General features: G+C 64.3%; 25 protein-coding genes. 10 read left to right on the plus strand and 15 right to left on the minus strand.

Annotated elements, in window-relative coordinates; translation table 11 throughout:
- Positions 1 to 17: 17 nt before the first annotated feature.
- A complete protein-coding gene (locus ACVWYQ_RS14205) occupies positions 18 to 311 on the minus strand; it encodes a hypothetical protein (protein WP_036013813.1) in 294 nt (97 codons plus the stop codon).
- 226 nt (positions 312 to 537) lie between these two features.
- Between ACVWYQ_RS14205 and ACVWYQ_RS14210 the strand changes: the two genes are divergently transcribed.
- Positions 538 to 1,338 (plus strand): hypothetical protein, encoded by an 801-nt coding sequence (locus ACVWYQ_RS14210; RefSeq protein ID WP_036024809.1) that lies wholly within the window; start codon positions 538 to 540, stop codon positions 1,336 to 1,338.
- Between the two features lie 168 nt (positions 1,339 to 1,506).
- Positions 1,507 to 1,854, plus strand: coding sequence for a hypothetical protein (locus ACVWYQ_RS14215; RefSeq protein WP_404543422.1), 348 nt, complete (start codon positions 1,507 to 1,509; stop codon positions 1,852 to 1,854).
- Between the two features lie 202 nt (positions 1,855 to 2,056).
- Here the strand turns inward: ACVWYQ_RS14215 and ACVWYQ_RS14220 are convergent, their stop codons facing one another.
- The 3 genes from ACVWYQ_RS14220 to htpX form a co-directional block, all read right to left on the minus strand.
- The gene (locus tag ACVWYQ_RS14220) at positions 2,057 to 2,449 is read right to left on the minus strand and encodes a DUF3551 domain-containing protein (protein ID WP_343212577.1); all 393 of its coding nucleotides are present in this window, start codon (positions 2,447 to 2,449) and stop codon (positions 2,057 to 2,059) included.
- 200 nt (positions 2,450 to 2,649) lie between these two features.
- Entirely contained in the window at positions 2,650 to 3,291 is a 642-nt protein-coding gene (locus ACVWYQ_RS14225; RefSeq protein ID WP_157286405.1) for a tetratricopeptide repeat protein, read from the minus strand.
- A gap of 135 nt (positions 3,292 to 3,426) precedes the next feature.
- Positions 3,427 to 4,365 (minus strand): zinc metalloprotease HtpX, encoded by a 939-nt coding sequence (htpX, locus tag ACVWYQ_RS14230; protein ID WP_157286406.1) that lies wholly within the window; start codon positions 4,363 to 4,365, stop codon positions 3,427 to 3,429.
- A gap of 367 nt (positions 4,366 to 4,732) precedes the next feature.
- Between htpX and ACVWYQ_RS14235 the strand changes: the two genes are divergently transcribed.
- Positions 4,733 to 5,998: an HlyD family secretion protein gene (locus ACVWYQ_RS14235; protein ID WP_404543424.1), complete on the plus strand. Its 1,266-nt coding sequence runs from the start codon at positions 4,733 to 4,735 to the stop codon at positions 5,996 to 5,998.
- Positions 5,995 to 7,935 (plus strand): glycosyltransferase, encoded by a 1,941-nt coding sequence (locus ACVWYQ_RS14240; RefSeq protein WP_456725715.1) that lies wholly within the window; start codon positions 5,995 to 5,997, stop codon positions 7,933 to 7,935. Before ACVWYQ_RS14235 ends, ACVWYQ_RS14240 begins: the two co-directional genes overlap by 4 nt.
- Before the next feature lie 39 nt (positions 7,936 to 7,974).
- Here ACVWYQ_RS14240 and ACVWYQ_RS14245 read toward each other — a convergent pair whose 3' ends face one another.
- Positions 7,975 to 10,299 carry an AI-2E family transporter gene (locus ACVWYQ_RS14245; RefSeq protein WP_404543428.1) on the minus strand — a complete coding sequence of 775 codons (2,325 nt, stop codon included), beginning with the start codon at positions 10,297 to 10,299 and terminating at the stop codon, positions 7,975 to 7,977.
- A gap of 280 nt (positions 10,300 to 10,579) precedes the next feature.
- Between ACVWYQ_RS14245 and ACVWYQ_RS14250 the strand changes: the two genes are divergently transcribed.
- The 3 genes from ACVWYQ_RS14250 to ACVWYQ_RS14260 all read left to right on the plus strand — a co-directional run bounded on the left by ACVWYQ_RS14250 (position 10,580) and on the right by ACVWYQ_RS14260 (position 13,777).
- The gene (locus tag ACVWYQ_RS14250; protein WP_456725716.1) at positions 10,580 to 11,881 is read left to right on the plus strand and encodes a lytic murein transglycosylase; all 1,302 of its coding nucleotides are present in this window, start codon (positions 10,580 to 10,582) and stop codon (positions 11,879 to 11,881) included.
- A gap of 112 nt (positions 11,882 to 11,993) precedes the next feature.
- Positions 11,994 to 12,497: a DUF1993 domain-containing protein gene (locus tag ACVWYQ_RS14255; RefSeq protein ID WP_036013837.1), complete on the plus strand. Its 504-nt coding sequence runs from the start codon at positions 11,994 to 11,996 to the stop codon at positions 12,495 to 12,497.
- A 179-nt stretch (positions 12,498 to 12,676) separates the two neighbouring features.
- Positions 12,677 to 13,777 carry an alkene reductase gene (locus ACVWYQ_RS14260; RefSeq protein WP_404543431.1) on the plus strand — a complete coding sequence of 367 codons (1,101 nt, stop codon included), beginning with the start codon at positions 12,677 to 12,679 and terminating at the stop codon, positions 13,775 to 13,777.
- A 218-nt stretch (positions 13,778 to 13,995) separates the two neighbouring features.
- Here the strand turns inward: ACVWYQ_RS14260 and ACVWYQ_RS14265 are convergent, their stop codons facing one another.
- The 7 genes from ACVWYQ_RS14265 to glpD all read right to left on the minus strand — a co-directional run bounded on the left by ACVWYQ_RS14265 (position 13,996) and on the right by glpD (position 21,712).
- Entirely contained in the window at positions 13,996 to 15,738 is a 1,743-nt protein-coding gene (locus ACVWYQ_RS14265; protein ID WP_271538835.1) for an ABC transporter substrate-binding protein, read from the minus strand.
- Positions 15,739 to 15,868: 130 nt separating this feature from the next.
- Complete coding sequence (locus tag ACVWYQ_RS14270; protein WP_157286412.1) at positions 15,869 to 16,198, minus strand: DUF2160 domain-containing protein; 330 nt, start codon at positions 16,196 to 16,198, stop codon at positions 15,869 to 15,871.
- Between the two features lie 10 nt (positions 16,199 to 16,208).
- A complete protein-coding gene (locus ACVWYQ_RS14275) occupies positions 16,209 to 17,015 on the minus strand; it encodes a carbohydrate ABC transporter permease (RefSeq protein WP_157286413.1) in 807 nt (268 codons plus the stop codon).
- The gene (locus tag ACVWYQ_RS14280) at positions 17,015 to 17,989 is read right to left on the minus strand and encodes a carbohydrate ABC transporter permease (RefSeq protein ID WP_157286414.1); all 975 of its coding nucleotides are present in this window, start codon (positions 17,987 to 17,989) and stop codon (positions 17,015 to 17,017) included. The genes ACVWYQ_RS14275 and ACVWYQ_RS14280 overlap by 1 nt, the downstream gene beginning before the upstream one ends.
- A complete protein-coding gene (locus ACVWYQ_RS14285) occupies positions 17,989 to 19,074 on the minus strand; it encodes an ABC transporter ATP-binding protein (RefSeq protein ID WP_404543434.1) in 1,086 nt (361 codons plus the stop codon). The genes ACVWYQ_RS14280 and ACVWYQ_RS14285 overlap by 1 nt, the downstream gene beginning before the upstream one ends.
- A 14-nt stretch (positions 19,075 to 19,088) precedes the next feature.
- Positions 19,089 to 20,165, minus strand: coding sequence for an ABC transporter ATP-binding protein (locus ACVWYQ_RS14290; RefSeq protein WP_057026248.1), 1,077 nt, complete (start codon positions 20,163 to 20,165; stop codon positions 19,089 to 19,091).
- A complete protein-coding gene (gene glpD / locus ACVWYQ_RS14295) occupies positions 20,162 to 21,712 on the minus strand; it encodes a glycerol-3-phosphate dehydrogenase (RefSeq protein ID WP_404543436.1) in 1,551 nt (516 codons plus the stop codon). The genes ACVWYQ_RS14290 and glpD overlap by 4 nt, the downstream gene beginning before the upstream one ends.
- Before the next feature lie 270 nt (positions 21,713 to 21,982).
- Here glpD and ACVWYQ_RS14300 point away from each other — a divergent pair, with 270 nt between their 5' ends.
- Together ACVWYQ_RS14300 and ACVWYQ_RS14305 are read left to right on the plus strand one after the other, a co-directional pair.
- Complete coding sequence (locus ACVWYQ_RS14300) at positions 21,983 to 22,234, plus strand: type II toxin-antitoxin system prevent-host-death family antitoxin (RefSeq protein ID WP_404543438.1); 252 nt, start codon at positions 21,983 to 21,985, stop codon at positions 22,232 to 22,234.
- Positions 22,234 to 22,650 carry a type II toxin-antitoxin system VapC family toxin gene (locus ACVWYQ_RS14305; RefSeq protein ID WP_404543440.1) on the plus strand — a complete coding sequence of 139 codons (417 nt, stop codon included), beginning with the start codon at positions 22,234 to 22,236 and terminating at the stop codon, positions 22,648 to 22,650. The genes ACVWYQ_RS14300 and ACVWYQ_RS14305 overlap by 1 nt, the downstream gene beginning before the upstream one ends.
- 3 nt (positions 22,651 to 22,653) lie before the next feature.
- Here ACVWYQ_RS14305 and ACVWYQ_RS14310 read toward each other — a convergent pair whose 3' ends face one another.
- The gene (locus tag ACVWYQ_RS14310; RefSeq protein ID WP_036013860.1) at positions 22,654 to 23,499 is read right to left on the minus strand and encodes a DeoR/GlpR family DNA-binding transcription regulator; all 846 of its coding nucleotides are present in this window, start codon (positions 23,497 to 23,499) and stop codon (positions 22,654 to 22,656) included.
- Between the two features lie 90 nt (positions 23,500 to 23,589).
- Entirely contained in the window at positions 23,590 to 24,276 is a 687-nt protein-coding gene (locus ACVWYQ_RS14315; RefSeq protein ID WP_404543441.1) for an HAD family hydrolase, read from the minus strand.
- Positions 24,277 to 24,428: 152 nt separating this feature from the next.
- Here ACVWYQ_RS14315 and ACVWYQ_RS14320 point away from each other — a divergent pair, with 152 nt between their 5' ends.
- Positions 24,429 to 24,881 (plus strand): nuclear transport factor 2 family protein, encoded by a 453-nt coding sequence (locus ACVWYQ_RS14320; RefSeq protein WP_157286420.1) that lies wholly within the window; start codon positions 24,429 to 24,431, stop codon positions 24,879 to 24,881.
- Positions 24,882 to 25,147: 266 nt separating this feature from the next.
- Here the strand turns inward: ACVWYQ_RS14320 and ACVWYQ_RS14325 are convergent, their stop codons facing one another.
- Positions 25,148 to 25,339: a hypothetical protein gene (locus tag ACVWYQ_RS14325; RefSeq protein ID WP_036013862.1), complete on the minus strand. Its 192-nt coding sequence runs from the start codon at positions 25,337 to 25,339 to the stop codon at positions 25,148 to 25,150.
- Between the last annotated feature and the right edge of the window lie 27 nt (positions 25,340 to 25,366).

Below are 25,366 nucleotides of genomic sequence, written 5' to 3' on the forward strand. Positions count from 1 at the left end.
GATAGCGACCCGCCCAACTACGCCAGCGTATGCACGATCACCGGTCCCGCCACGGCGCGGGCGTCGCCGGCGAGCAGCGGGCCGAGATCCTTCTCGATCCAGGCGATGGCGCGCTTGTTCGCTTCCTCGGCCTGCTCGAACTTGTCGAAGATCGAGATCGCGGTGACCGTGTCGTCGCCGCCATAGACGACGTAATAGGCGCGGAAACCGTCGACGTCGCTGATGATGGGAACGGCGCCGTCCTTGATGCGGCGCGTCAGCTCTTCCGCGCTCCCGCTTTTCGCCTTGGCCTGACGGATGGCGGCATACATGGCATCCTCCCCTTCGGCTATGATGTGAGGGCCTCGAGCCCGGGCGGATGTTACGCCGAAGCGCGCAGCCGATCCACGCTTGGTTAACCCGACCCTAATCCGCCCGCGCGATCTGCAACCAACGGTTAAGCACGCCTCAACATCGGTGCCTTAGTCTCGCCGCACTCACTTTTCGCAAACAAGGGCGGCCTAATCTGCCGGGCGAAGTGACATCAGGGGGTTCACCATGCGCATTGCGTTGCTGCTGACCGCGACCATTGTCGGCGCGCTATTCGCCAGTCCAACCATCGCCGGGTCGCTCGATGCCGGCGCGGCGCAGCCGCTTCCGCCGGGCTTCCAGAGCTACCGCGGCTACATGTTCGACATCTCCGAGAACCGCGACCGCAAGGATGTCGACAAGCTCACCGAGAACCTGAAGAGCCAGATCGACGTCGTCGAAGGCGTCGGCCTCTCCCCGCGCGTGCTGCGCTTTTTCCACACCGTTCCGATCGTCGCGAGCGAACTCGCCTGCCTCGACGAAGGCGCCGCCACCGCCTGCTACGGCCGGGTCACGCCGGACATGCAGCGCACCGCGCCCCGGACCCTGACGGTCTGGGACCCCGCCAAGCAGCGCTGGACCAATCCCAATGCCGTCGACCTCGCGGTCGATTCGGGCCTCGGCGTGATCATGCTGCGGCCGGACATGATGCGCTACGAGAAGGAGGCCGTGCTGCTGCACGAGATGCTGCACGCCTTCCACGCGCGGCTGCTGCCGGACGGCTACGCCAACAAGGGCGTGATCACCTATTACGCCCTCGCCAAGTCCAAGGACCTCTTGCCCAAGGAATCCTATGCGATGAAGAATCCCATGGAATTCTTTGCGGTGACCGCCAGCATCTTCCTGGCCGGCAAGAGCGAATTCCACGATCCAAAGTCGCGCGAGGCGCTCAAGGAGAAGATGCCGGACTATTACAAATATCTCGTCGGCGTGTTCGGCTTCGACCCCGAGCCGGCGGCCTCGAACGGCCCGGTCGCCTCGCTGAAATGAGCGGACGGCGCCAAGCCAAGCCAAGCCAAAGAGCCGCGCGAACAGCGCGGCTTTTTTGTTTCGCACGCCGGAAGCTGCGGATGACGCACAGCCGGGAATTGCCAAGCCGGGGTCCGATCTGCATAGTCCCGCCCGCATCGATACCGTTTTCGAAGGGGATGAGAGACCATGGCGGACGCCGACCTGGATGTCGTGATCCGGCAACTGGCCAGACAGCTGCATGCGGGCCTGATGACCCGCGCCAAGGAGCGGCGGGATCGCTTCAACAGCCTTGCGGCCAAGGCCAAGGGCAAGGAGACCGGCGAGCGCTTCAAGATGATGGCCAAGGCCACCATGGAGCAGGCCAATGCGGCCGCCAAGCGCCTGCAGATGTCCGCCGACAACGTCGCCGACAGCTACGCGCGGTCGATGCGCCTGGCCGCCAACACGCCTGTTACGGTGAAGGCGGAGAAGGCAAAGGACGGGAAGCCGGCGAAGAAGGCCGCAAAGAAAGCCAAAGCGAAAAAGAAGACGTAGCCGTTGCTCCTCCCTGATCGCCGCTGCGGGTTGGCGATCTGGAGGCTCGACGACCTGTCTACCCTGTCATCTCCGGCGTGATCGGATCGCCGCGTTGCGCGTTTGCGACACGCTCCCGCGCGCCCGCCGCAATCGGGCCGGCCGCGACCTCGACGATCCCAGCCCTAGGATGCGCTGCGCCAACACAGTCGAGCGACATCCCTCACATGTATTGCCTCACACTTTGGAGAAAGCGCTCTTTCTCGCCAGGCGCGTAACCTTGGGACGCTCCATAATAGGGTTCATTGAACTGATTGTAGGGTGCAGCCCGGTAGTGGATCGGCGGCCTCGGTGGCACGTAGGTCTGGCGATGCTGACGCCGAGCGTTTCCTCTCGCCGGAGGACCGGCGTAGTAGGGATTGAGGACGCACATCTGGCCGTTTGCCGACGCCCTGCATTGGTCCATCGTCGTGAAGCTGCATCGGTAGTAAGGGGTCATTCCGCGAGAAACGACGTTCAAGCAAACGGGATAAGCGGGGTCATATCTTTGGGCCCGGGCATCTCCCGCTGTCAGGGCGATACTCACGGTCAGAATCGTCAAAGCCCATTTGTACATTGGAAGCTCCTCCAGGGGCGCACGACATGGATGCACTCTGGACCCTGCCGGTATTGATCCAACTCAATACTTGTTGAATTGGTTCATACGCGCAGCAGGCAGCCGCGACAGTCTCGCTTTCCGCATCTCTCACCGATCTCGTCGCTATGCGGCAAGCCACCTGTCCTAAAGACGTGAGAGGGTGCCGCCGCGCCAGATGCTCATCTTCGCGGCGCGGCCACCAGTGTCGGCTCGGCGCTGTCGAGTTCCGCGAGCTTGGCGCGCGCGGCCTCTCGCGCGTGACCGTCCTTGCCGGCGGGCAGCGCCAGCGCGGCCTCGAAATCGGCGCGGGCGTCGTCGGTCTGGCCGCGGGCGAGGAACGCAAGGCCGCGGTCGAGACGGGCCTGCGCATCGGAGGGGTCGAGGCGGACCGCCGTGCTGTAGCTCAGGATGGCGCGGTCGAGATCGCCCATTGCGGCGAGCGCGAGACCACGCTGGTGATAAGGTGCGGCGCGCTTGGGATCGTGCGCGATCGCCTCGTCGTAATCCGCAATGGCAAGCTCGAGGTCGCCGTTCTGCCGGCGCGCCAGCGCCCGGTAGCGATAAAGCGAAGCGCGGTTGGGATTGAGGTGGATGGCCTCATCGAAATCGGCGATCGCCCGCTTGAAGTCGCCGTGACGTAGCGCGATCCGTCCACGTCCCGCATAGGCGAAGGCGATCAGCGAGCCGCGCAGCGGCGAGAAGCCGATCACGGCCGAGCAGATGTCGGGATCATCCTCGTCGCCGCAATTGACGACCATGTGCGTGGACAAGCCGACGAGCACGCAAAGGACGATCAGCAATGGTACGGCAATTCTGGTCATCTTCGACGGTGGCCGGCAGCGCGCCGGCCACGCATCCCCTTTCGAAGGAATGGTCACGCCGAGGAGTTAACACCGGTCGGGGACCCCCCTGTGTGCGCCAGATCACAAAGCCAGACGCAATCCTTGCCGGCTCCGTCAGCCCCAGGGACTACGACGTGAGGAGGAGCGGCCCCACGGCCCGCGCGGTGGATAGTTTTCGTTGGCGCCGACCGACGGCGCCGCGCGCGCGCCTAGCTCGGCCGCAAGTTGCTGGAGGGCGGCGACGCGGTTCTGCGTCGAGGGGTGGGTGGCAAACAGGTTGTCCACCCCGTGGCCGGACAGCGGATTGATGATGAACATGTGCGCGGTCGCAGGGTTTCGCTCGGCCTCGTAGTTCGGGACCTGGTGCGCGGCGCCCTCGATCTTCACCAGCGCAGAGGCCAGCCACATCGGCTGCCCCACGATGCGCGCACCGAGATTGTCGGCGGCATATTCGCGGGTCCGGCTGATCGCCATCTGCACCAGCATGGCACCGAGCGGAGCGAGGATCATCAACAGGATCGAGCCGACGATGCCCGGACCGTTGTTGTTGTCGCGATTGCCACCGAAGAACATGCCGAACTGCGCCAGCATCGAGATCGCGCCGGCGATGGTCGCGGTGATCGTCATCAGCAGCGTGTCGTGATGCTTGATATGCGCGAGCTCGTGCGCAATGACGCCGGCGAGCTCCTCGCGGCTGAGCTGGTTCATCAGACCGGTGGTGACGGCGACCGCGGCGTTTTCCGGATTGCGGCCGGTGGCGAACGCGTTGGGCTGGACCTCATCCATCACGAACACGCGCGGCATCGGCAGGCCGGCACGGCCCGCAAGCTCGGCGACGAGGCCGACCAGCTCCGGCGCGGTCGAACGATCGACCTCATGGGCGCCGTACATCGACAGCACCATGCGGTCGGAGTTCCAGTAGGTGAAGAGGTTGGTCGCGGCGGCAATGACGAGCGCGATCATGGCGCCCGAGGCGCCTCCGATCAGATAGCCGACGCCCATGAACAGGGCGGTCAGGCCAGCGAGCAGCATTGCGGTACGAAAATAGTTCATGGCCGTCTCCTAGGGCGGCCGCGGGCGAACCTCTGGCCGGCACCTTCGAGGTATGAATGCGGCCGCCGGCTGCAAGGTTCGTGCGTCGTGGAGCCGCAGACGCCAGCGGCGCCAGCCAGCCTTTCCGCCGCCACTAAAGCTTGACCGGGATTTGCGCAAAAACACACGCGGAGGCTTAGCAACCTGGAAAGCGCAATTTCCGCATAACTCGCGGTAACGGGCACGCGGCATTGGCCTTGTGCATTGACCGGGTTCCCGTTGGCCTCCCGTCAGCAAGGTGACCGCCATGGTAGACCGCTCGAGCGCCGCCTCCGTCGCCCCCTCATCCGCCCCCCCTCCCCACGACGCCAGAACTGATGCGAAGGGTTTGCAGGACTCCCTGCACGAGCACCTCTTCACCAATGACGAGTCCGACCATGCTTCCACGACGCAGAGCGGGCAAGAATCGGGGCGCCGCTGGCCGTATCTGCGGCGCGGCGCCAAGGTCGCGATCGGGCTCGCCATCGTCGCCGTTTTCGGCTGGCTGCCGCTGCGGGCGATCTGGGAAAATTCGAGCGTCGAAGCCGTGCTAAATTCCCGCCTCGTCACCTTGCGCACCCCGATCGGTGGCCGCGTCGCAGCCGCCCAGCGCGTCACTGACCAGGCCAAGCTCGAAGCCGGGACCGTCGTCCTGCGCGTCTTCAACTCGCGCGGCGATCGCACCCGGCTTGACGATCTCCGGCGGCAGAAATCGCGCCTGGAGAACGAACGGCCGAGCCTTGCGGCGAAGCTCGCTTCGGCGCAGGCGGCACAAAAGGATCTGGCGCGGCAGGCCGCGCTGTTTCGCGACGGACGCGTGCTCCAGCTCGAGGCCCGCATCGCGGAGATCCAGACCTCGATCGAGGCGGCGGCGGCGCGGCGGGACGAGGCCAGTGCCGCCGTCGAGCGCGCCTCCTCGCTGGCAAAATCGGGCAATGTCTCGACCGTCGAACTGGCACGTCTGACGCGCGAGCTCTCGGTGTCGCAACAGACCGAGCTCGGTGCGCGCAAGCGGCTGGACGCGGCCAAGGTCGAGCTCGCCGCGGCGCGGAACGGATCCTTCCTCGGCGACAGCTACAACGACCGGCCCAGCTCGGTTCAGCGCGAGGAGGAGATGCGCCAGCGTGCCGGCGACCTCGAGGCCGATCTCGCGCGCACCGATACGGAGATCGCCTGGCTCGCCAACGAGATCATCGTGGAGGAGGTCCGGTTCGCGGATCTCACCGAAGCCAACATTACGACACCCGTCGCAGGCCGCGTCTGGGAGATGATGACATCGCCGGGCGAGGACGTGCAGGCAGGCCAGCCATTGCTCAAAGTGCTCGATTGCAGCGGCGCCGTGATCACCGCCAATGTCACCGAGAGCGTCTACAACCGCCTGCAGCTCGGCGACCACGCGACGTTCGAGCCCAATGACGGCGGCGAGCCGATCTCCGGCACCGTGGTCAACCTGACCGGCGCTGCCGGCGCGCCGGCCAATCTCGCCATCAATCCGGATGCGCTGAGCAAGGAGCCCTATCGTGTGACCGTGGCCTCGCGCGATGCCGCAGCTCGCGCCTGCACGGTCGGCCGCACCGGCCGCGTGGTGTTTGCGCGGCACGAGACCGCACCGTGACGGCGGCGCTGACGCCCGGCCTGATCGCGCTCGGCGCCTTCATGGCGATCGTACCGCTGCTGAGGCGCGACAGCACGATGGCGCGCTCGTTCCTGGCCATTGTCTCGGTGACCTTGCTGCTGCGCTATCTCTATTGGCGGATCATGTCGACGCTTCCGCCGCCGCGCCTGACCGTCGATGCCGTGATCGGCTACCCCTTCATGCTGCTGGAGGCGGCCTCGCTCGTCGCGGTCGCGTTGTCGCTGCTGTTCCTGAGCCGGACGCGCGACCGCACCGGCGCAGCGAAGGTCGACGGCCGCACCACCGATCCGGGCGCGCCGCTGATCGACGTCTTCATCTGCACCTACAACGAGGAACGAGGAATTCTCGAGCGCACGATCATCGGCGCGACGGGCATGGGCTACGGCAATTACCGCGTCTGGGTGCTCGACGACGGAAGGCGGCCCTGGCTGCGGCGGCTGTCCGCCGAGCTCGGCTGCCACTATCTGACGCGGCCCGACAACCAGCACGCCAAAGCAGGCAACATCAACCACGCACTGAGGCATGTCGGGGCGCTGCCGGAGCGGCCGCAGTTCGTCGCCATTCTCGATGCGGACTTCGTGCCGCGGCCCGATTTCCTTGCGCGCACCGTCTCGCTCATGGACGATGCGTCGGTCGGCGTAGTCCAGACCCCGCAGCACTTCATCAATCCCGACCCGATCCAGACCAACCTCGCCGCGACCGACGTCTGGCCCGACGAGCAACGCTTCTTCTTCGACATCCTGCTGCCGGCCAAGGACGCCTGGGGCGTCGCGTTCTGCTGTGGCACCTCCTCCCTCATCCGCTATTCCGGACTGATGCGGATCGGTGGCTTTCCGACCGATTCGGTGACGGAGGACTATCTCGTCACGCTGCGCCTCAAGGAACGCGGACTCAATACCATCTATCTCAACGAGCGCCTGACGATCGGGCTCGCGCCGGAAGGGCTGAAGGAATACATCACCCAGCGCGCCCGCTGGTGCCTCGGCTTGATGCAGATCGTGCGCGGCCGCAGCGGGCCGCTCTCGCGGGACTCGAAGCTGCCCTTCATCGACCGCCTCTCGCTGGCCGACGCCTTCATGAGCTGGTCCGCGGTCTACACCTCGAAAGTGGCGGGCCTTGTGGTGCCCTGGCTGTTCCTGCTGTTCGGCATCCAGGCGGTGCGGGCCGATCTGAGCGAGCTGTTACGGGTCTTTCTGCCCTTCTATGTCTGGAACGGCCTCAGCATGGCCTGGCTTTCGCGCGGCCGCTCGCTCGCAATGATGACGGATGTGTCGCAACTGATTGCCGCGCCTGCCGTGCTCAAGGCGGTGGCGACCGGCCTGTTGAAGCCGAAGGGACACAAGTTCAAGGTCACCGCGAAAGGCGGCGACCGCGACCGACGCTTCGTCGAATGGCCGCTGCTGCGCATCTACGGCTGCGCACTTTTCATCACGCTCGCATCCATCGCCTATGCCTTCATCCTGCAGCAGCGCGGTGAGAACATCGCCTATGGCGGACTGGCGCTCGCCTGGAGCTTCTACAACGCGTTCATCCTCACCGTGGTCTGCTTCGTCTGCATCGAGCAGCCGCGCAAGCGCAAGTCGGAGCGCTTCAATCGCAACGAGCCGGTGCTGCTGCGCCAGGACGGCAGGTCGCATCTGGCGCGGCTCGCCGATATCTCCATCACCGGTGCGCGGCTAATCGATCTCGATCCGCCGGCGCTTGGGAGCACCATCGAGTGCCAGCTCTACGGCCGCTCGATCGCGGCCATCGTGGTGCGGCGGACCATTGATGGATTTGCCGTGCGGTTCGCGGAAGGCATGGACACGCGCGTGCATGCAATCAGGGCGTTCTATGCCGGCGAATATGTTCGGGCCTATCGGGGCGTCAGGGCGCTCCCGGTCGGTAAGGCGCTGCTGATGCGGCTGTTCGGCTAGCGCCGCGCACTGTTAGCGGCAAGGTCGGCTTCCTCTCCGCTAGGGGGCGGGATGCACCTCTCTCGAGCTATCCGACTCGACGCCTGTGGCCACTCGAGCGCTCTGGATATCGATCATCAATTGCTTCGCCATCTCCTGCAGGCGGTCACGATCCCGGTCGGTGAACTCCCGCGGCTGAGTATCAATTACACAAAGACAGCCTACAACATGACCGGATGAAGTCCGTAGCGGGACCCCCGCGTAGAAGCGAATGCCTCGCTCCAGCACATGCGGATCGTCGGCGAAGCGCGGGTCTTCGGTCACATCCTCCGAAACCAGCATATCGCCTGCAGCGATCACATGCGCGTCGAGGGAGCCCTCGTGATTGCTCGGCAGACCTGCTTGAACTTCTTGGGCGCGGGTTTCAGCGGCGGTTAGCTGAATATTATCGACCAATGTCACCAGCGCGATCGGAACGTTGAACGCTTGCGCGACCTTTCTGGACGCCTCATCCAGGTCCTGGCGTTTCGAGGCGTCCAGGCCAAGTCCGCGCAGCGCGGCGAGCTGCGCACGTTCGGCGTCGGCCGTGAGCTGGGGCGTATCGCCGAGAGCTGCCGCGCGACCGACCCATGCTTCAACCTGCTCGACGCATGCTTGGAGAGAGGCGAATGCCGCGTCGGCCGCCATCTGGGTCTTGAGCTCTCCCGTCTGTTCCGTTCCGGCGATCAAATTCCAGCAGCAGGCGGCAAGCTTCACCTGTGGAGCCCGACGGCGCAGGCGACGAAAGACATAGCGGGCGTAGACCTGCGGCTGCGGGTGAAAGTAGGACAGGCACACCACGTCGACCCCCTGGAGATCGAGTTGCTCCAATGCTCCCCGACTGACCGCGATCGGCGGCAAGACCTTGGCGCCGATGGTGCGCTCCTCGAGCACCTGCGCGAGCATCTCCGCCGCTGCATGATCGAGCTCCGTGCGTCCAGCGAGACAGAGGACGCATGGTCGCTGCGCCGAGTGATTGCCCTCTTTCACTGCAGGCGCCTTCTCGCAGATATGGTCGTCAACCTCCCGCACAACCGAGATAGCGGTATCCGCGACCAGACGACGATAGTTGGTATCAATGCTGCTGCGCTGACGATCGTTCTCCGCCAGGCGCAGCGCTGGAATTCCGACGTTATCGTACAGCTCACACGAGGAACACTCGTCGACATAATTCTCGGCGAACTCAACCGCCTCCTCCAGGTTGCCGGCCAATAGGCGCTGGTAGAGTTGCTCCTCCGGCGCGAGCACAGGGTCGCTGCCGAGAAGTATGCCCAAGAACTCTAACTGCGGGACGTAGCGCCCGATGACGACGAGGCAGACGGTCAAAGGTGTCGCCAGAAACAGCCCGACGGGTCCCCACAGCATCGTCCAGAAGATCGCGGCGATGATGATTGCGAGGGACGACAGCCCGGTGCTGGAGCCGTAAAGCCAAGGCTCTATGACATTGTTGCTGACGAGTTCAGCGGTAACGAACAAACCGACGACCCAGAACAGCATCGTCCAGCCCGGATCGACGGCGATCGCCAGGGCAACGGGAAATATCGCAGCCAGGAAAGGGCCGAGGTAGGGAATGAATCGGAGTACCGCTGCGAGCAAGCCCCAGAGAATCGCGTTCGGTACGCCAATAAAGTAGAGTGCAAGACCGATCGGCACGCCGTAAGTCAGATTGACAACGAGCTGCATCAGCAGATAGCGGCTGACCCGGGACGCAGCATCGTTGATGGCCTGAGTACTCTTCTGAAGGTCACCGGCTCCTGCCAGTTTGATGAATCGATCGCGCAGGTCTTCGCGCTCGAGCAGCACGAAGATCACGAAAATGACGACCAGCCCGGAAGTCGCAAGCGGCGCCAGCAGCGGACCTATGACGGAACGAATGAGCTCCAGCGGTCTCGGCTGTGGCGGCTCCACCCGCACGGTGATTGGCTCCCGACTCTCACCACCGGTGCCAAGCCGGGAGGACGCGGCCGGCGACTTTTTCTCATCTCCCGAGATCTCTCTGCCGAGATCCTGCATCGTCGTGGTGACGGCGTCGACGACCCCACCGCCCGGCGCCGAGCTTTGCAACGATCGGATCTTCTCGGTGATGGTGGTCTGATAATTGGGAAGGTTGCTGGCGAGCTGGACCAGTTGGCGCCCAACGACCACGGCGATCCCTGCGACGACGATGAAGGCAAAGAAAACGGCAATCAGCACTGCCGCAATGCGGGGCACTTTCCAACGTCTCAGCCAATTGACCAAGGGCGTGAGAACGAAGCTCAGCAGGATCGCAAGGGCAAAAGGAACGAAGATTTCCCGGCCGAGATAGAGGGCTCCGATGGCGAGGACGATGCCGCCGGCCGTGAGCATGGGCGAGGATGCGGCTGGCACCGCCGGTGTTCGTTGCGTCGACGCCGGAGGCAACTCGGCCATAGCACGAGCCTTTCCGTAACGGTTTCGACAGGTCAACCCCGATTTCGCTGGATTGATCCCACCGAGCCAAGCGCTTGATTTCTGGATACATGCCCCGCGCACCAAGGCGGGCGACCTATCGTCCTCCAGATCAGGTGCAGGGTGGGGATGGCCTGGGGCGGCCGCTTCCCCTAAACTCCGGTCGAATCCACGCCTGCTCCTCCCCGCCGGAACCCCCATGGTCCAGACCCGATTTCCGATCGCGGCCGTCGCGCTTGTCGCATGCACGGCCACGGCATCCGCCCAAATGCTTCCGCCGCCGGCCAAGCCCGCAGCGCCGAAAGCGACAGCCCCCTCGCCGCGCGCCGCCTCGTGCCACAATGGCGCGAGCTTCTATCGCTTCGTGACTGAGGTGAAGCAACAGGCGGTGGCCGCCGGCGTGTCGCAGCGCACGATCGCGGAGGCATCGCCCTATCTTGTCTACGACCAGGGCATCGTCAACCGCGACCGCGGCCAGCGCGTGTTCGGCCAGCTCTTCACCGAATTCGCCGGCCGCATGGCCGCGGCCTATCGCATGCAGAACGGGCAACAACACATCAAGCAATACGCCGCGGCGTTTGCGCGCGCGGAAAAGGAATACGGCGTGCCGCCCGCGGTGATCGCCGCGTTCTGGGGCCTCGAAAGCGATTTCGGCGCCAACATGGGCAATCTGCCGACGCTGAAATCGCTGGTGTCGCTGGCCTATGATTGCCGCCGTTCGGAGATGTTCGTGAACGAGACCATCGCGGCGCTGAAGATCATCGACCGCGGCGATCTGCATCCCGACGAGATGATCGGCTCCTGGGCCGGCGAACTCGGCCAGACCCAATTCCTGCCCGTGCACTACGTCAACTACGCGGTCGACTTTGACGGCGACGGACGGCGCGACCTGTTGCGCTCGCCGGCCGACGTGATCGGCTCGACCGCGAACTACATCGCAAACGGACTGAAATGGCGGCGGGGCGAGCCGTGGCTGGAGGAGATCAAGGTGCCGCCGAACCTGCCGTGGGAAAAGACCGACCTCACCGTACGCGAGCCGCGCTCGACATGGGCGCAACTCGGCGTCACCTATCCCGACGGCCGGCCCTTGCCGAACGACAATCTCGCAGCCTCCGTGCTGCTGCCGATGGGACGCTTCGGGCCGGCCTTCATGGCCTATCCGAATTTCGCCGCCTACACCGAGTGGAACAACTCGCTGATCTACGCGACCACCGCGGGCTATCTCGCCTCGCGCATCGCCGGAGCCGCGCCGATGCGCAAGCCGGCTGCGCCGGTCGCGCAATTGCCGTTGAACGAGCTCAAGGAGTTGCAGCAGCTGCTGGTGCGCGCCGGCTTCAACGTCGGCAAGGTCGACGGTGTGCTGGGGCAGCAGAGCCGCGCCGCGGTGAAGGCGACGCAGATCAAGTACGGCCTGCCGGCGGATTCCTGGCCGACCGCCGAGCTGCTTGCGCGCATGCGCGGCGGCACGGCGCAGGTCCTGCCCCAGACGACGGTGCGGTAGAATTTTCGCATCGCACAAGCGGCTTTCCGCGATTGCAATTTTCCATGAGGCTCCCATGTGAGTGGCTCAGGTTTTCTCCTGGGATTTCCCCACCATTTAAAGCGAGCATCACATGTCCTTCTACGACGCCGTCGTCCCCGCCTATTTGCAGATGCTGAACAGCGTGACCGGGCTGCTCACCAAAGCTGAGGCGCATTGCGCGGCCAGGAAGATCGATCCCAGCGTCCTGCTCGGCTCGCGCCTGTTCCCGGACATGCTGCCGCTGTCGCGGCAGATCCAGCTGGTCAGCGACTATCCGACCAGAGGCTGCGCGCGGCTGACGCATAGCGAGGTCCCCTCGACGCCCGACACCGAAACGAGCTTTGCGGAGTTGAAGCAGCGGCTGGCGAAAACGATCGACTATGTCAAGTCCTTCAAGCCCGAGCAGTTTGAGGGCGCCGACGCCAAGGACGTCACCTTTCCGATCGGCCCCGGCAAGACCATCACCATGACGGGACAGCAATTCCTGAGCTCGTTCTCGCTGCCAAACCTCTATTTCCACGCCGCAATCGCCCACGGCATCTTGCGTCACAACGGCGTCGAGATCGGCAAGCGCGATTTCCTCGGCGCGAACTGATTTATGAAATCGCACGGCCGCGACAGTGGGATTTCGCTGTCGCAGCCGACATTGCACATGAATTATGCTACGCGCGCCCTGCCGCGTAGCTCGCCTGCACTTTCCGTATGGCTCATCCCTTGCGCCCGATGTCGCGATGCACAATTGTTCGAGACCTCTCACCGCCCGGAAGCATTCCCATGAGCCGTTCGGCCAAATTGTTTGAGACCTACAAGCTCGGCCCGCTCACGCTGGCCAACCGCCTCGTCATGGCGCCGCTGACGCGCAACCGCGCCGTATCCGGCACCTTCGTGCCCGGTCCGCTCGCCGCCGAATATTACGCCCAGCGCGCGTCCGCAGGCCTGCTGATCACCGAGGCAAGCCAGGTCTCGCAACAAGGTCAGGGCTACCAGGACACGCCTGGCATCTATAGCAAGGAGCAGGTCGCCGGCTGGCGCAAGGTCACCGACAAGGTGCATGAACGCGGCGGCAAGATCTTCGTCCAGCTCTGGCATGTCGGCCGCATCTCGCACGTCGATCTGCAGGCGAATGGCGCAGCCCCGGTGGCACCGAGCGCGATCCGCGCCAAGGGCAAGACCTTCGTCAATGGCGGCTTCGCCGACGTCTCCGAGCCGCGCGCGCTCGAGCTCGCTGAAATTCCAGGGATCATCGACGACTTCAAGCGCGCCACGAAGAACGCGCTGGAAGCCGGCTTCGACGGCGTCGAGATCCACGGCGCCAACGGCTATCTGCTCGAGCAGTTCGCCAAGGACGGCGCCAACAAGCGCCTAGATGCCTATGGCGGCTCGATCGAGAACCGCGCGAAGCTGATGCTGGAGGTCTCCAAGGCCGTCGTCGCCGAGGCCGGCGCCGAGCGCACCGGCATCCGCATCTCGCCGGTGACGCCGGCCAACGACATCTCGGATTCCAATCCGCAGGCGCTGTACGATCACATCGTCGACGGCCTCAGCGCGTTGAAGCTGGTCTATCTCCACGTGGTCGAGGGCGCCACCGGCGGGCCGCGCGACATCGCGCCGTTCGACTATGCATCGTTGCGCAAGCGCTTCTCGGGCGCCTACGTCGCCAACAATGGCTACGATTTCGACCTGGCCAGCAAGGTGCTGGATGCGAACGCCGCCGACCTCATCGCCTTCGGCAAGCCGTTCATCTCCAACCCCGACCTGGTCGAGCGGCTGAAGCAGGGAGCGGCGCTGAACGATTGGGACAAGAACACCTTCTACGGCGGCGGCGCCAAGGGCTACACGGATTACCCGACGCTGGCGGCCGAGCCGGCGGAGTAGGTTCTTCTCCACACAGGACGCTGTCATGCCCCGCGAAGGCGGGGCATCCAGTAGGCCGCGGCTTCTCGGTTCAACCACGACCGTCTCTGGAATACTGGATTGCTCGCCTTCGCGGGCAATGACACCGAGGGTGTGAAAAACCCTCGCACCACAACGACAAAACAAAAAGGCCGGGATCGCTCCCGGCCTTTCGCGTTTGATGTCGCTCTAAGCGCCGCTTACTTCGCTTCCGCGCGCTTGGGCGGAGTGGCGGGCCACGACTTGATCAGAGTGTCGTAGTCCACCGTCTCGCCCTTCGGCTTCTCGTTGGCGAGCTTGCGCTGCGGCGCGATGGTGCCGTCCTTCTGAGCCTTGGCGAACCAGTACTCGGCCGACTCCTTCTTGTGCAGCTTCGGACCGCAGGCGCCCTGCACGCCGGACTTCTCCAGACGCTCCAGCACGGAGTCCTGAGCCGCCGCGAGAGCATCCATCGCCTGCTGCGGCGTCTTCGCACCGGACGACGCATCGCCGATGTTCTGCCACCACAGCTGCGCGAGCTTCGGATAGTCGGGCACGTTGTTGCCGGTCGGGGTCCACTGCACGCGCGCGGGCGAGCGGTAGAACTCGATCAGGCCGCCGAGCTTCGGCGCACGCTCGGTGAACGACTTGTCCCAGATGTCGGATTCACGGATGAAGGTGAGACCGACATGGCTCTTCTTCAAGCTCACCGACTTGGAGACGATGAACTGGAGATAGAGCCAGGCTGCCTTGCGGCGATCCGGCGGAGTCGACTTCAGCAACGTGGCGGAGCCAGCGTCCTGGTAGCCGAGCTTCATGCCTTCCTTCCAGTAGGAGCCGTGCGGCGACGGAGCCATACGCCACTTCGGCGTACCATCCGCATTCACCACCGGCAGACCCGGCTTCACCATGTCGGCAGTGAAGGCGGTGTACCAGAACATCTGCTGGGCGATGTTACCCTGCGACGGCACGGGGCCGGACTCGGAGAAGGTCATGCCCTGCGCCTGCGGCGGGGCATACTTCTTCATCCAGTCGAGATACTTCGTGATCGAGTAGACTGCGGCCGGGCCATTGGTGTCGCCGCCACGCTCCACCGAAGAACCGACCGGGCGGCAGCCCTCCATGCGGATGCCCCATTCGTCGACCGGCAGACCGTTCGGAATGCCCTTGTCACCGTTGCCTGCCATCGACAGCCAGGCGTCGGTGAAGCGCCATCCGAGCGAGGGGTCCTTCTTGCCATAGTCCATATGGCCGTAGACCTTGACGCCGTTGATCTCCTTGATGTCGTTGGTGAAGAACTCGGCGATGTCTTCATAGGCCGACCAGTTCACGGGCACGCCGAGCTCGTAGCCATACTTGGCCTTGAACTTGGCCTTGTAGTCGGCATTGGTGAACCAGTCGTAGCGGAACCAGTAGAGGTTCGCGAACTGCTGGTCGGGCAGCTGGTAGAGCTTGCCGTCCGGCCCGGTGCCGAACGACTTGCCGATGAAGTCGTTGACGTCGAGCATGGGGTTGGTGACGTCCTTGCCCTCGCCGGTCATGTAGTCGGAGAGCGCAATGGTCTGGTTGTAGCGGAAATGCGTGCCGATCAAATCGGAATCGTTGATCCAGCCGTCATAGACGTTCTTGCCCGACTGCATCTGGGTCTGCAGCTTCTCGACGACGTCACCTTCCTGGATGAGATCGTGCTTGAGCTTGATGCCGGTCAGTTCGGAGAATGCCTTGGCGAGCGTCTGCGCCTCGTATTCATGAGTCGTGATCGTCTCGGAGACGACGTTGATCTCCATGCCCTTGAACGGCTCGGCGGCCTTGGCGAACCACTCCAGCTCCTTCTTCTGGTCTTCCTTCGACAGCGTCGAAGGCGTGAATTCCGCGATCCACTTCTGGATCACGGCCTCGTCGGCGGCGCGAACCGGCGCCGAGACGGCGAACGACACCGCGATGATCGCAGCGGCGCTGGACATGGTCAGAAAACTATTCTTGGTCAATGGACCTTTCCTTCTCCTAAACTGTCGCATGTTGTTCCTCCGTTGCAGCGACAAACTTTTATACAGGCCCGGGTTGCTCCCGGATCTGGCCGTCCCTTCGCAAGCTTCAGACCGTGCGGAAAATGAGCGCGGCCGTGACCAGCGAAATTCCTGATGCGAGCCACAGGCTCGAGATTTCAAACCCCTCCTCGCCGATAGGCAGCGTAGCGATCGCGTCGGTGCCGACGAGGCCGATCCAGGCGAGGTGGATGACGGCGGCCGCGATCAGCGAGATGAACAGGCGGTCGCCGCGCGTGGTCGGAATGCGCAGCACGCCGACGCGCTCGGCCTCCGGATAGACCGCGGCGAGCCAGGTCATCAGCGCCAGCGTGCAGGCGAGCGCGGCGAAGAAGATCGCGGTCGGCAGCGTCCAGGCCATCCATGCGATTGACTCCATGGTTGCCTCCTTACACGCGGCCGAGCGCGAAGCCGCGCGCGATGTAGTTGCGGACGAACCAGATCACCAGCGCGCCCGGAATGATGGTGAGCACGCCGGCGGCGGCGAGCAGGCCCCAGTCCATGCCGGCGGCCGAGACCGTGCGCGTCATGATCGCGGCAATGGGCTTTGCGTGCACCGAGGTCAGCGTGCGCGCCAGCAGCAGCTCGACCCAGGAGAACATGAAGCAGAAGAAGGCGGCGACGCCGATGCCGCTCGCGATCAGCGGCACCAGGATCTTGATGAAGAAGCGCGGGAAGGAATAGCCGTCGAGGAAGGCGGTCTCGTCGATCTCGCGCGGCACGCCGGAGACGAAGCCTTCGAGGATCCACACCGCCAGCGGCACGTTGAAGATGCAGTGCGCGAGCGCGACGGCCCAGGGGGTGTCGAACAGGCCGATCGCCGAATAGAGGTTGAAGAACGGCAGTGCATAGACCGCCGCCGGCGCCATGCGGTTCGACAACAGCCAGAAGAACAGATGCTTGTCGCCGAGGAAACGGTAGCGCGAGAAGGCGTAAGCCGCCGGCAGCGCCACGGCGATCGAGATGATGGTGTTGAGGACGACGTACTCCAGCGAATTGATGTAGCCCGAATACCAGCTCTCGTCGGTGAAGATTCGCTTGTAGTGCTGCAGCGTCGGATTGTGCGGCCAAAGCGTCATCGTCGAGACGATCTCGCTGTTGGTCTTGAAGCTCATGTTGACGAGCCAGTAGATCGGCAGCAGCAGGAAGATCAGGAACAGCCCCATGATGAGGCGGCGGCCGGGGATCGAATGCATCAGGCCACTCCTTCCCTTGGCTCGAGTGCGGGCACGGGCTTGAGCGCGGGCGAAGGCTTGGGCTCCACCGCCGGCTCGCTCGAAGCCTGGACTTTGCGTTCGACACCGGCATTGGTCATGACGGTGTAGAAGATCCAGCAGACAATCAGGATGATGAGATTGTAGACCAGCGACAGGGCGGCGGCCTTGCCGAGGTCAAATTGGCCGAGCGCGATCTTGACGAGCTCGATCGACACGAAGGTGGTGGAATTGCCGGGTCCGCCGCCGGTGACGACGAACGGCTCGGTGTAGATCATGAAGCTGTCCATGAAGCGCAGCAGCACCGCGATCAACAGCACGCGGTTCATCTTCGGCAGCTGGATCGCCTTGAACACGGCCCAGCGCGAGGCGCCGTCGATCTGCGCGGCCTGGTAATAGGCTTCGGGAATCGACTTCAGGCCGGCATAGCACAGCAGCGCGACGAGGCTGGTCCAGTGCCAGACGTCCATCACGATGACCGTGAACCAGGCATCGACGTCGTTGGAGACGTAGTTGTAGTCGAAGCCCATGGCGTTGAGGACGTAGCCGAGCAGCCCGATGTCGGGACGCCCGAAGATCTGCCAGATGGTGCCGACCACGTTCCAGGGGATCAGCAGCGGCAGCGCAAGAATGACGAGGCAGGCTGCGACCGTCCAGCCCTCGCGCGGCATCGACAACGCGACGACGATGCCGAGCGGCACCTCGATGGCGAGGATGACGAGCGAGAAGAACAGGTTGCGGCCGAGCGAGGCGAGGAAGCGGCCGCCGAGGTCGGTGGAGGGATCGAGCAGCTCCTTGAACCAGCCGACGCCGTTCCAGAAGAACTGGTTGTTGCCGAAGGTGTCCTGCATCGAATAGTTCACCACCGTCATCAGCGGCAGCACCGCCGAGAAGGCGACGACCAGGAACACCGGCAGCACCAGGAACCAGGCTTTTTGGTTGACGGTCTTGTCCATCAGGCGGCTCCCTCCACCAGAAGGCTGTCGGCATAGACGTGGACGTGCGACGGATCGAATTTCAGCCCGGCGGTACCGCCCGCGCTGGTGAAGCCGCCAGGGGCGCGCGCCGCGAGCTTGGCGTCGCCGACGCGCACGCGCGCGAAGCGGATGCGGCCGAGATCGTCGATGCGCTCGATCCTGGCAGTGAGCAGGCTAGGTGCGGGCGCGACCACCTCGACGAATTCGGGACGGACGCCGATCTCGATCTTCGCCCCTGCAGGCAGGTTGTCGTAGCTGCGATTCAGCGCGATGACGTGGCCGTCGATCCTGGCCTCACGCCCCCTCACCTCGGCCGGCAGGATGTTCATGCCGGGCGAACCGATGAAATAGCCGACGAAAGTATGCGCCGGCTTGTCGAACAGCTCGGCCGGCGTGCCGCTCTGCACCACGCGGCCGTCATGCATGACGACCACGGTGTCGGCGAAGGTCAGCGCCTCGGTCTGGTCATGGGTGACGTAGATCATCGTGAGGTCGAGCTCGCGATGCAGCGCCTTCAGCTTGGAGCGGAGCTGCCATTTCAGCTCGGGGTCGATCACGGTCAGCGGCTCGTCGAACAGCACGGCGGCAACGTCGTTGCGCACGAGGCCGCGGCCGAGCGAGATCTTCTGCTTGGCGTCGGCGGTCAGGCGCGTGGCCTTGCGGTTCAGATAGGGCTCGAGATCGAGCAGGCGACCGATCTCGGCGACGCGCCTGTCAATGTCGGCCTTCGGCACGCCGCGGTTCTTCAGCGGAAACGCCAGGTTCTGCCCCACCGTCATGGTGTCGTAGATCACCGGAAACTGGAACACCTGCGCGATGTTGCGCTTCTGGGTTGACAGCGGCGTGATGTCCTTGCCGTCGAACAGGATCTTCCCTCGCGACGGCGTGATGATGCCGGAGATGACGTTCAGAAGCGTGGTCTTGCCGCAGCCGCTAGGGCCAAGCAGCGCATAGGCGCCGCCCTGCCGCCAGGTCATAGTGACAGGTTTGAGCGCAAAGCTCTCCTGCGGCGCATCGTTGCCGCCGTAGGAATGGGCGAGATCGACGAGGTCAATGCGGGCCATGGCGCATCTCCCTCCTAAGAGCCCGGTGCCGCGACCAGACGGTCGGCGGCATCGAAGACGAAGACATCATTGGGATCGAGCACGGCATCGAGCATCTGGCCCGGCTCGAACTCGTGCACGCCGTGCAGCACCGCCACCCAATTCGATCCGTCGCGGGTCAGATGCACGAAGCTCTCCGAACCCGTGATCTCGGTCACCGTGACAGTGGCGTGGAAGGCGTGACGGTCGGCCTCGCCATTGGCAAGCCCGAGCTGATGGGCACGAAAGCCGACGCGATAGAAGCCGTCGGGCAGACCGGCATAAAGCCCGGAGGCGGGCGCTGCACTCCCGCCCGCATATTGGACCATGCCGTTCCCCTTCTCGAGGCCCACAAGATTCAGCGGCGGATCCGAAAACACCTGCGCAACGCGCAAGGTCTGCGGCCGGCGATAGACATTGGTGGTCTCACCCATCTGCAGCGCCTGGCCCTCCCACATGCACACCGTGTTGCCGCCGAGCAGCAGCGCCTCGGTCGGCTCGGTTGTGGCATAGACGAAGATCGCGCCGGAGGCCTCGAAGATGCGCGGCAGCTCCGCCCGCAGCTCCTCGCGCAGCTTGTAGTCGAGATTGGCGAGCGGCTCGTCGAGCAGCACGAGGTCGGCGCCCTTGACCAGCGCGCGTGCGATCGCGGTGCGCTGCTGCTGGCCGCCGGAGAGCTGGAGCGGCGTGCGCTTCAGGAATGGCTCGAGCCGCAGCAGCTTTGCGGCCTCGGCGACGCGCGCCTCGATCTCGTCGCGCGGCTTGCCCTGCACGCGCAGGGGCGAAGCGATGTTCTCGTACACCGTGAGCGAGGGGTAGTTGATGAACTGCTGGTACACCATCGCGACCGAGCGCTGGCGCACGTCGGCGCCGGTGACGTCCTTGCCGTTGACGAACACCTTGCCCGTGGTCGGCTTGTCGAGGCCGGCGAGCAACCGCATGATCGAGGTCTTGCCTGACAGCGTCGGCCCGAGCAGCACGTTGAGCGTACCGCTTTCGAGCGTCAGCGAGACGTCACGGATGTGCGGCACGCCTTCCACGGTCCGGGTCACGTGATCGAGTGTCACGGTCATGAGCGTCCTCCCGCTTCCAGCAGGGGACTTTGCGCCACGGCATGGCTCCTGATCCAGTCGTCGAGGGTCGCGATCTCGTCGGCAGATAGTCGCAGGCCGAGCTTGGAACGGCGCCAGACCACGTCCTCGGCGGTGACGGCCCATTCATTGGCCATGAGATAGCGGACCTCGCGTTCGGTCAGCGTGGCGCCAAAGGCCTGGCCGAGATCCGCAGCCGATTTTGCATCGCCGAGCAGCTTGATCGCACGGGTGCCATAGGCGCGCGCCAGGCGCCGCGCATGCTCATGGCTGAGGAAGGGATAGCCGCGTTGCAGCTCGGCGATCAGGCCGTCGATGTCGGATACGTTCATGTCACCGCCCGGCAGCGGCCATTTGCCGGTCCAGCCCTCGCGCGCTTTCGCACTGCGCAAGTAAGGCGCAAGGCGCTCCAGGGCCTCTTCGGCGAGCCTGCGATAGGTCGTGATCTTGCCGCCATAGATCGACAGCAGCGGCACGCCGCCGGGCGTGTCGAGCTCGAACACGTAGTCGCGCGTCGCGGCCTTGGCCTCGCTGGCGCCGTCGTCATAGAGCGGACGCACGCCGGAATAGGTCCAGACCACGTCGGCGGGCGCGACGGGCTTGGCCAGATATTCGCTGGCCGCCTTGCAGAGATACTCGATCTCTTCAGTCGTCGCCTTCACCTTGGCAGGATCGCCGTCATAGTCGCGGTCGGTGGTGCCGATCAGCGTGAAGTCATCCTGGTACGGGATCACGAAGATGATGCGGCCATCGGCATTCTGGAACATGTAGGCGCGGTCGTGGTCGTAGAGCTTCTTCACGACGATGTGCGAGCCCTGCACCAGGCGCACCTTGGCTTTCGCATTCACGCCGGCGCCGCGGCCGAGCACGTCCTCGACCCAGGGCCCGCCGGCATTGATCAGCGCCTTGGCCTGGATCTGCGAGCGCGCGCCGGTCAGCGTATCGACCATGCTGAGGGTCCAGACGCCGTCCGACTGGCGAATCTCGGTGGCGCGGGTGCGGGTGCGGATCTCGGCGCCCTTGTCGGCTGCATCGCGCGCATTGAGCACGACGAGGCGGGCGTCGTCGACGAAGCAGTCCGAATATTCGAAGGCGCGGCTGTAGCGGTTCGGGATCAGCGGCTTGCCGACCTCATCGCGCTTGAGATCGACCGAGCGGGTCGCCGGCAACAGGTGGCGGCCGCCGATGTGATCATAGAGGAAGAGGCCTAGGCGCAGCAGCCAGGCTGGGCGCAGGCCGGCGTGATGCGGCAGAACGAAGCGCAGGGGCCGGATGATGTGGGGCGCGATGCCCCAGAGGATCTCGCGCTCGATCAGCGCCTCGCGGACCAGCCGAAACTCGTAATATTCGAGATAGCGCAGGCCGCCATGCACGAGCTTGGTTGACCAGGACGATGTCCCGCTCGCCAAATCGTTCATTTCGCACAGGAAAACGGTATTGCCGCGGCCCACCGCGTCACGCGCGATGCCGCAGCCGTTAACACCGCCTCCGATGATGGCGAGATCGAAAATACGCTCCAACTGACGCATCCCCCGGCGACCGCCCGTTCCGTCGAGCGGCTACTTTCGCTTTTGATTAGATCACACCGAAAAACGAAAGCAAGATGAAAGAGAGGCGAAAGGAAGCGAAAGAGGAACTTTTTGGTGGGCAAGGAGGCGGCGAGATCGGCAGGTGGACGGACAGACTTGCGGCAAGCCGCACAATCGAACGGCAGCCAGCATCGGCGAACCAGCTTGCATGTAGCAACATTTCTACATAAATTCCCCCAATCGACATTCCACGGCTTGGAGGCTCAGAAGATGGTCACCACCCTCAGCAGCCGAGAATTCAATCAAGACACCAGCGGCGCCAAGAAAGCGGCATCGCGAGGACCCGTTTTCATTACGGATCGCGGCCGTCCAGCCCATGTCCTGCTGACCATCGAGGATTACTTGCGCCTGACCGGCGGGCACATGAGCCTTGCGGAAGCTCTGGCGCAGGCGGATGCGGCCTTCGACTTCGATCCGCCTCGCATTGAGGGCGGCATCTCTAAGCCCGCCGATCTCGACTGATGTTTCTGCTGGATACCAATGTCGTTTCCGAGCTGAGGCGACCGGACAAGGCTGATCGGCACGTCGTTGCCTGGGCAGGCGCAATTCCAGCAGCAAACTTCTTCATCTCAGTCATCTCGATTCTCGAGATCGAACTTGGCGCACGCCTGATCGAACGCAAGGACACAGCGCAAGGTGCCATCTTGCGCAGCTGGATCAACAGCCAGATTCTGGCTCGCTTCGAGGGTCGGATCCTGGCGATCGATACCATCGTGGCGCAGCGTTGCGCGCAACTTCACGTTCCCAATCCGCGCGCTGAACGCGACGCGCTCATTGCTGCAACGGCGCTAGTTCATGGTTTGACGGTTGTTACGCGCAATGTAGAGGATTTCAAACCGACGGGCGTTCCGCTGCTCAACCCGTGGGACGACGCTTAGCCGCTATCTCAGCCGCACCACTGGTGCGGCTTCCGGTGCGGCATCCTGCACCTCGGCCGACGCATCGTCGACCTCCGCGCCCTTCGGCATCGCCTCGACCACCTCGATGCCCTTGCTGTGACAGATGGTGGCGAGGCGCTCGGGCAGCTCCTGGTCGGTGACGAAGGTCTGGATCTGGGTGATGTGCGCGATGCGCACCGGCGCGCTGCGGCGCAGCTTGGTGGAATCGGCGACCAGCATGACGCTGCGGGCATTGGCGATGATGGCCTGCGCCACCTGCACCTCGCGATAGTCGAAGTCGAGCAGCGCCCCCTCCTCGTCGATCGCCGAGGCGCCGATGATGGCATAGTCGACCTTGAACTGTCCGATCAGCTGCGTCGCGGTCGAGCCGACCACGGCGCCATCGGCGCGCCGCACCGTGCCGCCGGCGACCACCACCTCGATGCGCGGATGGCGGTAGAGCAGCATCGCGACATTGAGGTTGTTGGTGATGACGAGCAGATCCTCATGCGAGGTCAGCGCGCTCGCCACCTCCTCCGTCGTGGTGCCGATGTTGATGAAGAGCGAGCAGCCGTTCGGGATCAGCGAGGCGGCGGCAGCGCCAATCGCCTTCTTCTCGTCGGCGGCGACGAAACGGCGCGCCTCATAGGCGAGGTTTTCCACGCCCGAGGCGATGATGGCTCCGCCATGGATGCGGGTCAGCGATCTCCGCTCACAGAGATCGTTGAGATCCTTGCGGATGGTCTGCGCGGACACCTCGAAGCGGCGCGCGAGCTCCTCGACCATGACACGGCCGGAGGCGCGCGCGATGTTGAGGATTTCGGCTTGGCGATGGGTCAATCCGGTCACGGCAAAGGCCTCACATCAGAATAATGCATGGTGCGGCGGTTTGCGCCCTCGGTCAATGCGGACGCCGATCACGGTTAACCGACCGAGGTCTTACCATGCCATGGCACTCGCGAGACGCGCGAGCAGCGTCGGGTCGTCGAACGAGCTCGCGGACGTGACTGCGCCTGCTCCAACTAGGTCAGAATGGCTGAGGCTGGTGCGGATGCCGACAGTCGGGATGCCGGCGGCCGTTGCGGACTGCACGCCGGTGCGGGAGTCCTCGAATGCGATCGAGGCTTGCGGGCTCGCGCCGACGAAACGCAGCCCTTCCTGATAGGGGAGCGGATGCGGCTTGCCGTGCGGCAGCTCGGCGCCGATCACCAGCGCCTTGAAACGATGCGTGATGCCGAGGCCGGAGAGCAGCAGCTCGGCGTTGAGTCGCGGCGCGTTGGTCACCGCGACCACGGGGATGCCGGCGCCATCGGCGCGGTCGAGCAGCGCCATCAGCCCCGGCAGCGGTGCGATCTGCCCGGCCACCAGCGTGCGGAAGACCTCCTCCTTCTCTTCGAGAATCAGGGCGCGCCGCTCCGGCGCCTCGTGGGGCAGAAAGCGCTCGCCGATCGCGACATTGGCAAAGCCCTGCAGCTCGAGGGAGAAACGTGCGTGATCGAAGACGTGTCCGTGGGGGCCGAGCACCTGGTTGAAAGCCTTCAAGTGCAACGGATCGGTGTCGGCGAGCGTGCCGTCGATGTCGAACAACAGCGCCCGGCCCATTCCATCGTGTTTGGTCTCGATCATTTCCGTACTTTCCCAAATGCGCGACGCATCGATGCGGAAGGCGTATCAATACGGCCTCGATCGCGCAATGACGCATCCACATGAGGCAGGTGACACTCGACAAAGTCGCGTGCGACTGCAACACTGATTGCAAGATCAAAAAGGAGGAAACCATGACGATCAACCGACGCGATCTGGCTCTCTCGACGCTCGCCGTGTCCGCGCTTGCGTTCGCGACGCCCGCGCTCGCCGCTTCGGCAGACGAGGAAGCGGTGGCGAAGAGGGTCGAGGCCTTCCGCCTCGCCCAGATCGCGGCCGATCCCAAGGCGCTCGGCGCGCTCTGCGCGGAGGAACTGAGCTACAGCCATTCGAGCGGCAAGGTCGAGGACAAGGCGACGTTCATCGCCAACGCGACCGACGGCAAGTCGAAATTTCTGTCCATCGAATACAAGGATCCCACCATCAAGGTCGTCGGCCCCGCAGCGATCGTGCGTTTCCACTGGCTGGGCGAGCAGGAGATGGCGGCCGATGGGAAAAAAGTATCGACCAACCTTCACATCCTGATGAACTGGCAGAAGCAAGGCGACGAGTGGAAGCTGTTGTCGCGGGCGGCGACGAAGTTGTGATCACGTCTTTCCCTCTCTCCTTGCGGGAGAGGGTGGCTTCGCAAGCGAAGCCGGGTGAGGGGTATCTATCCGCGGATCTAACTCTCTATTGAATTCGCGGAGCCAACCCCTCAACCGGCGCCGTTGCCGAAGCTTTGCTTCGGCGTTCTATTAACGCACGGCCGCCGGAGGCGGCCTAGGCCACCTTCCCCCACAAAGGGGAGAAGGAACGGCAGCGGTGCGCTCGGCAAAAAATTCCGACCACGCCTCGCGGGCCGGAATGACAGTTACGCCGCCTCCTTCACGTCGCCATTCACCAGCCTGCGCGCGGCGCGCTCGGCTTCGCGGGCGTTGCGGAATAACTGGCCTTCGAGACGGTTGAAGCGGTGCGATGAGGCGAAGAAGCAGTAGCCTCCAGAAGAACGAACGACGATACCTGCGGTCTGCGAATCGACTTCGATGATGTAGCTGTCCGGCATAGTCCGTGGCTTCCTCAGTGCGGGCAA

Source organism: Bradyrhizobium sp. USDA 3397, from assembly GCF_054060965.1.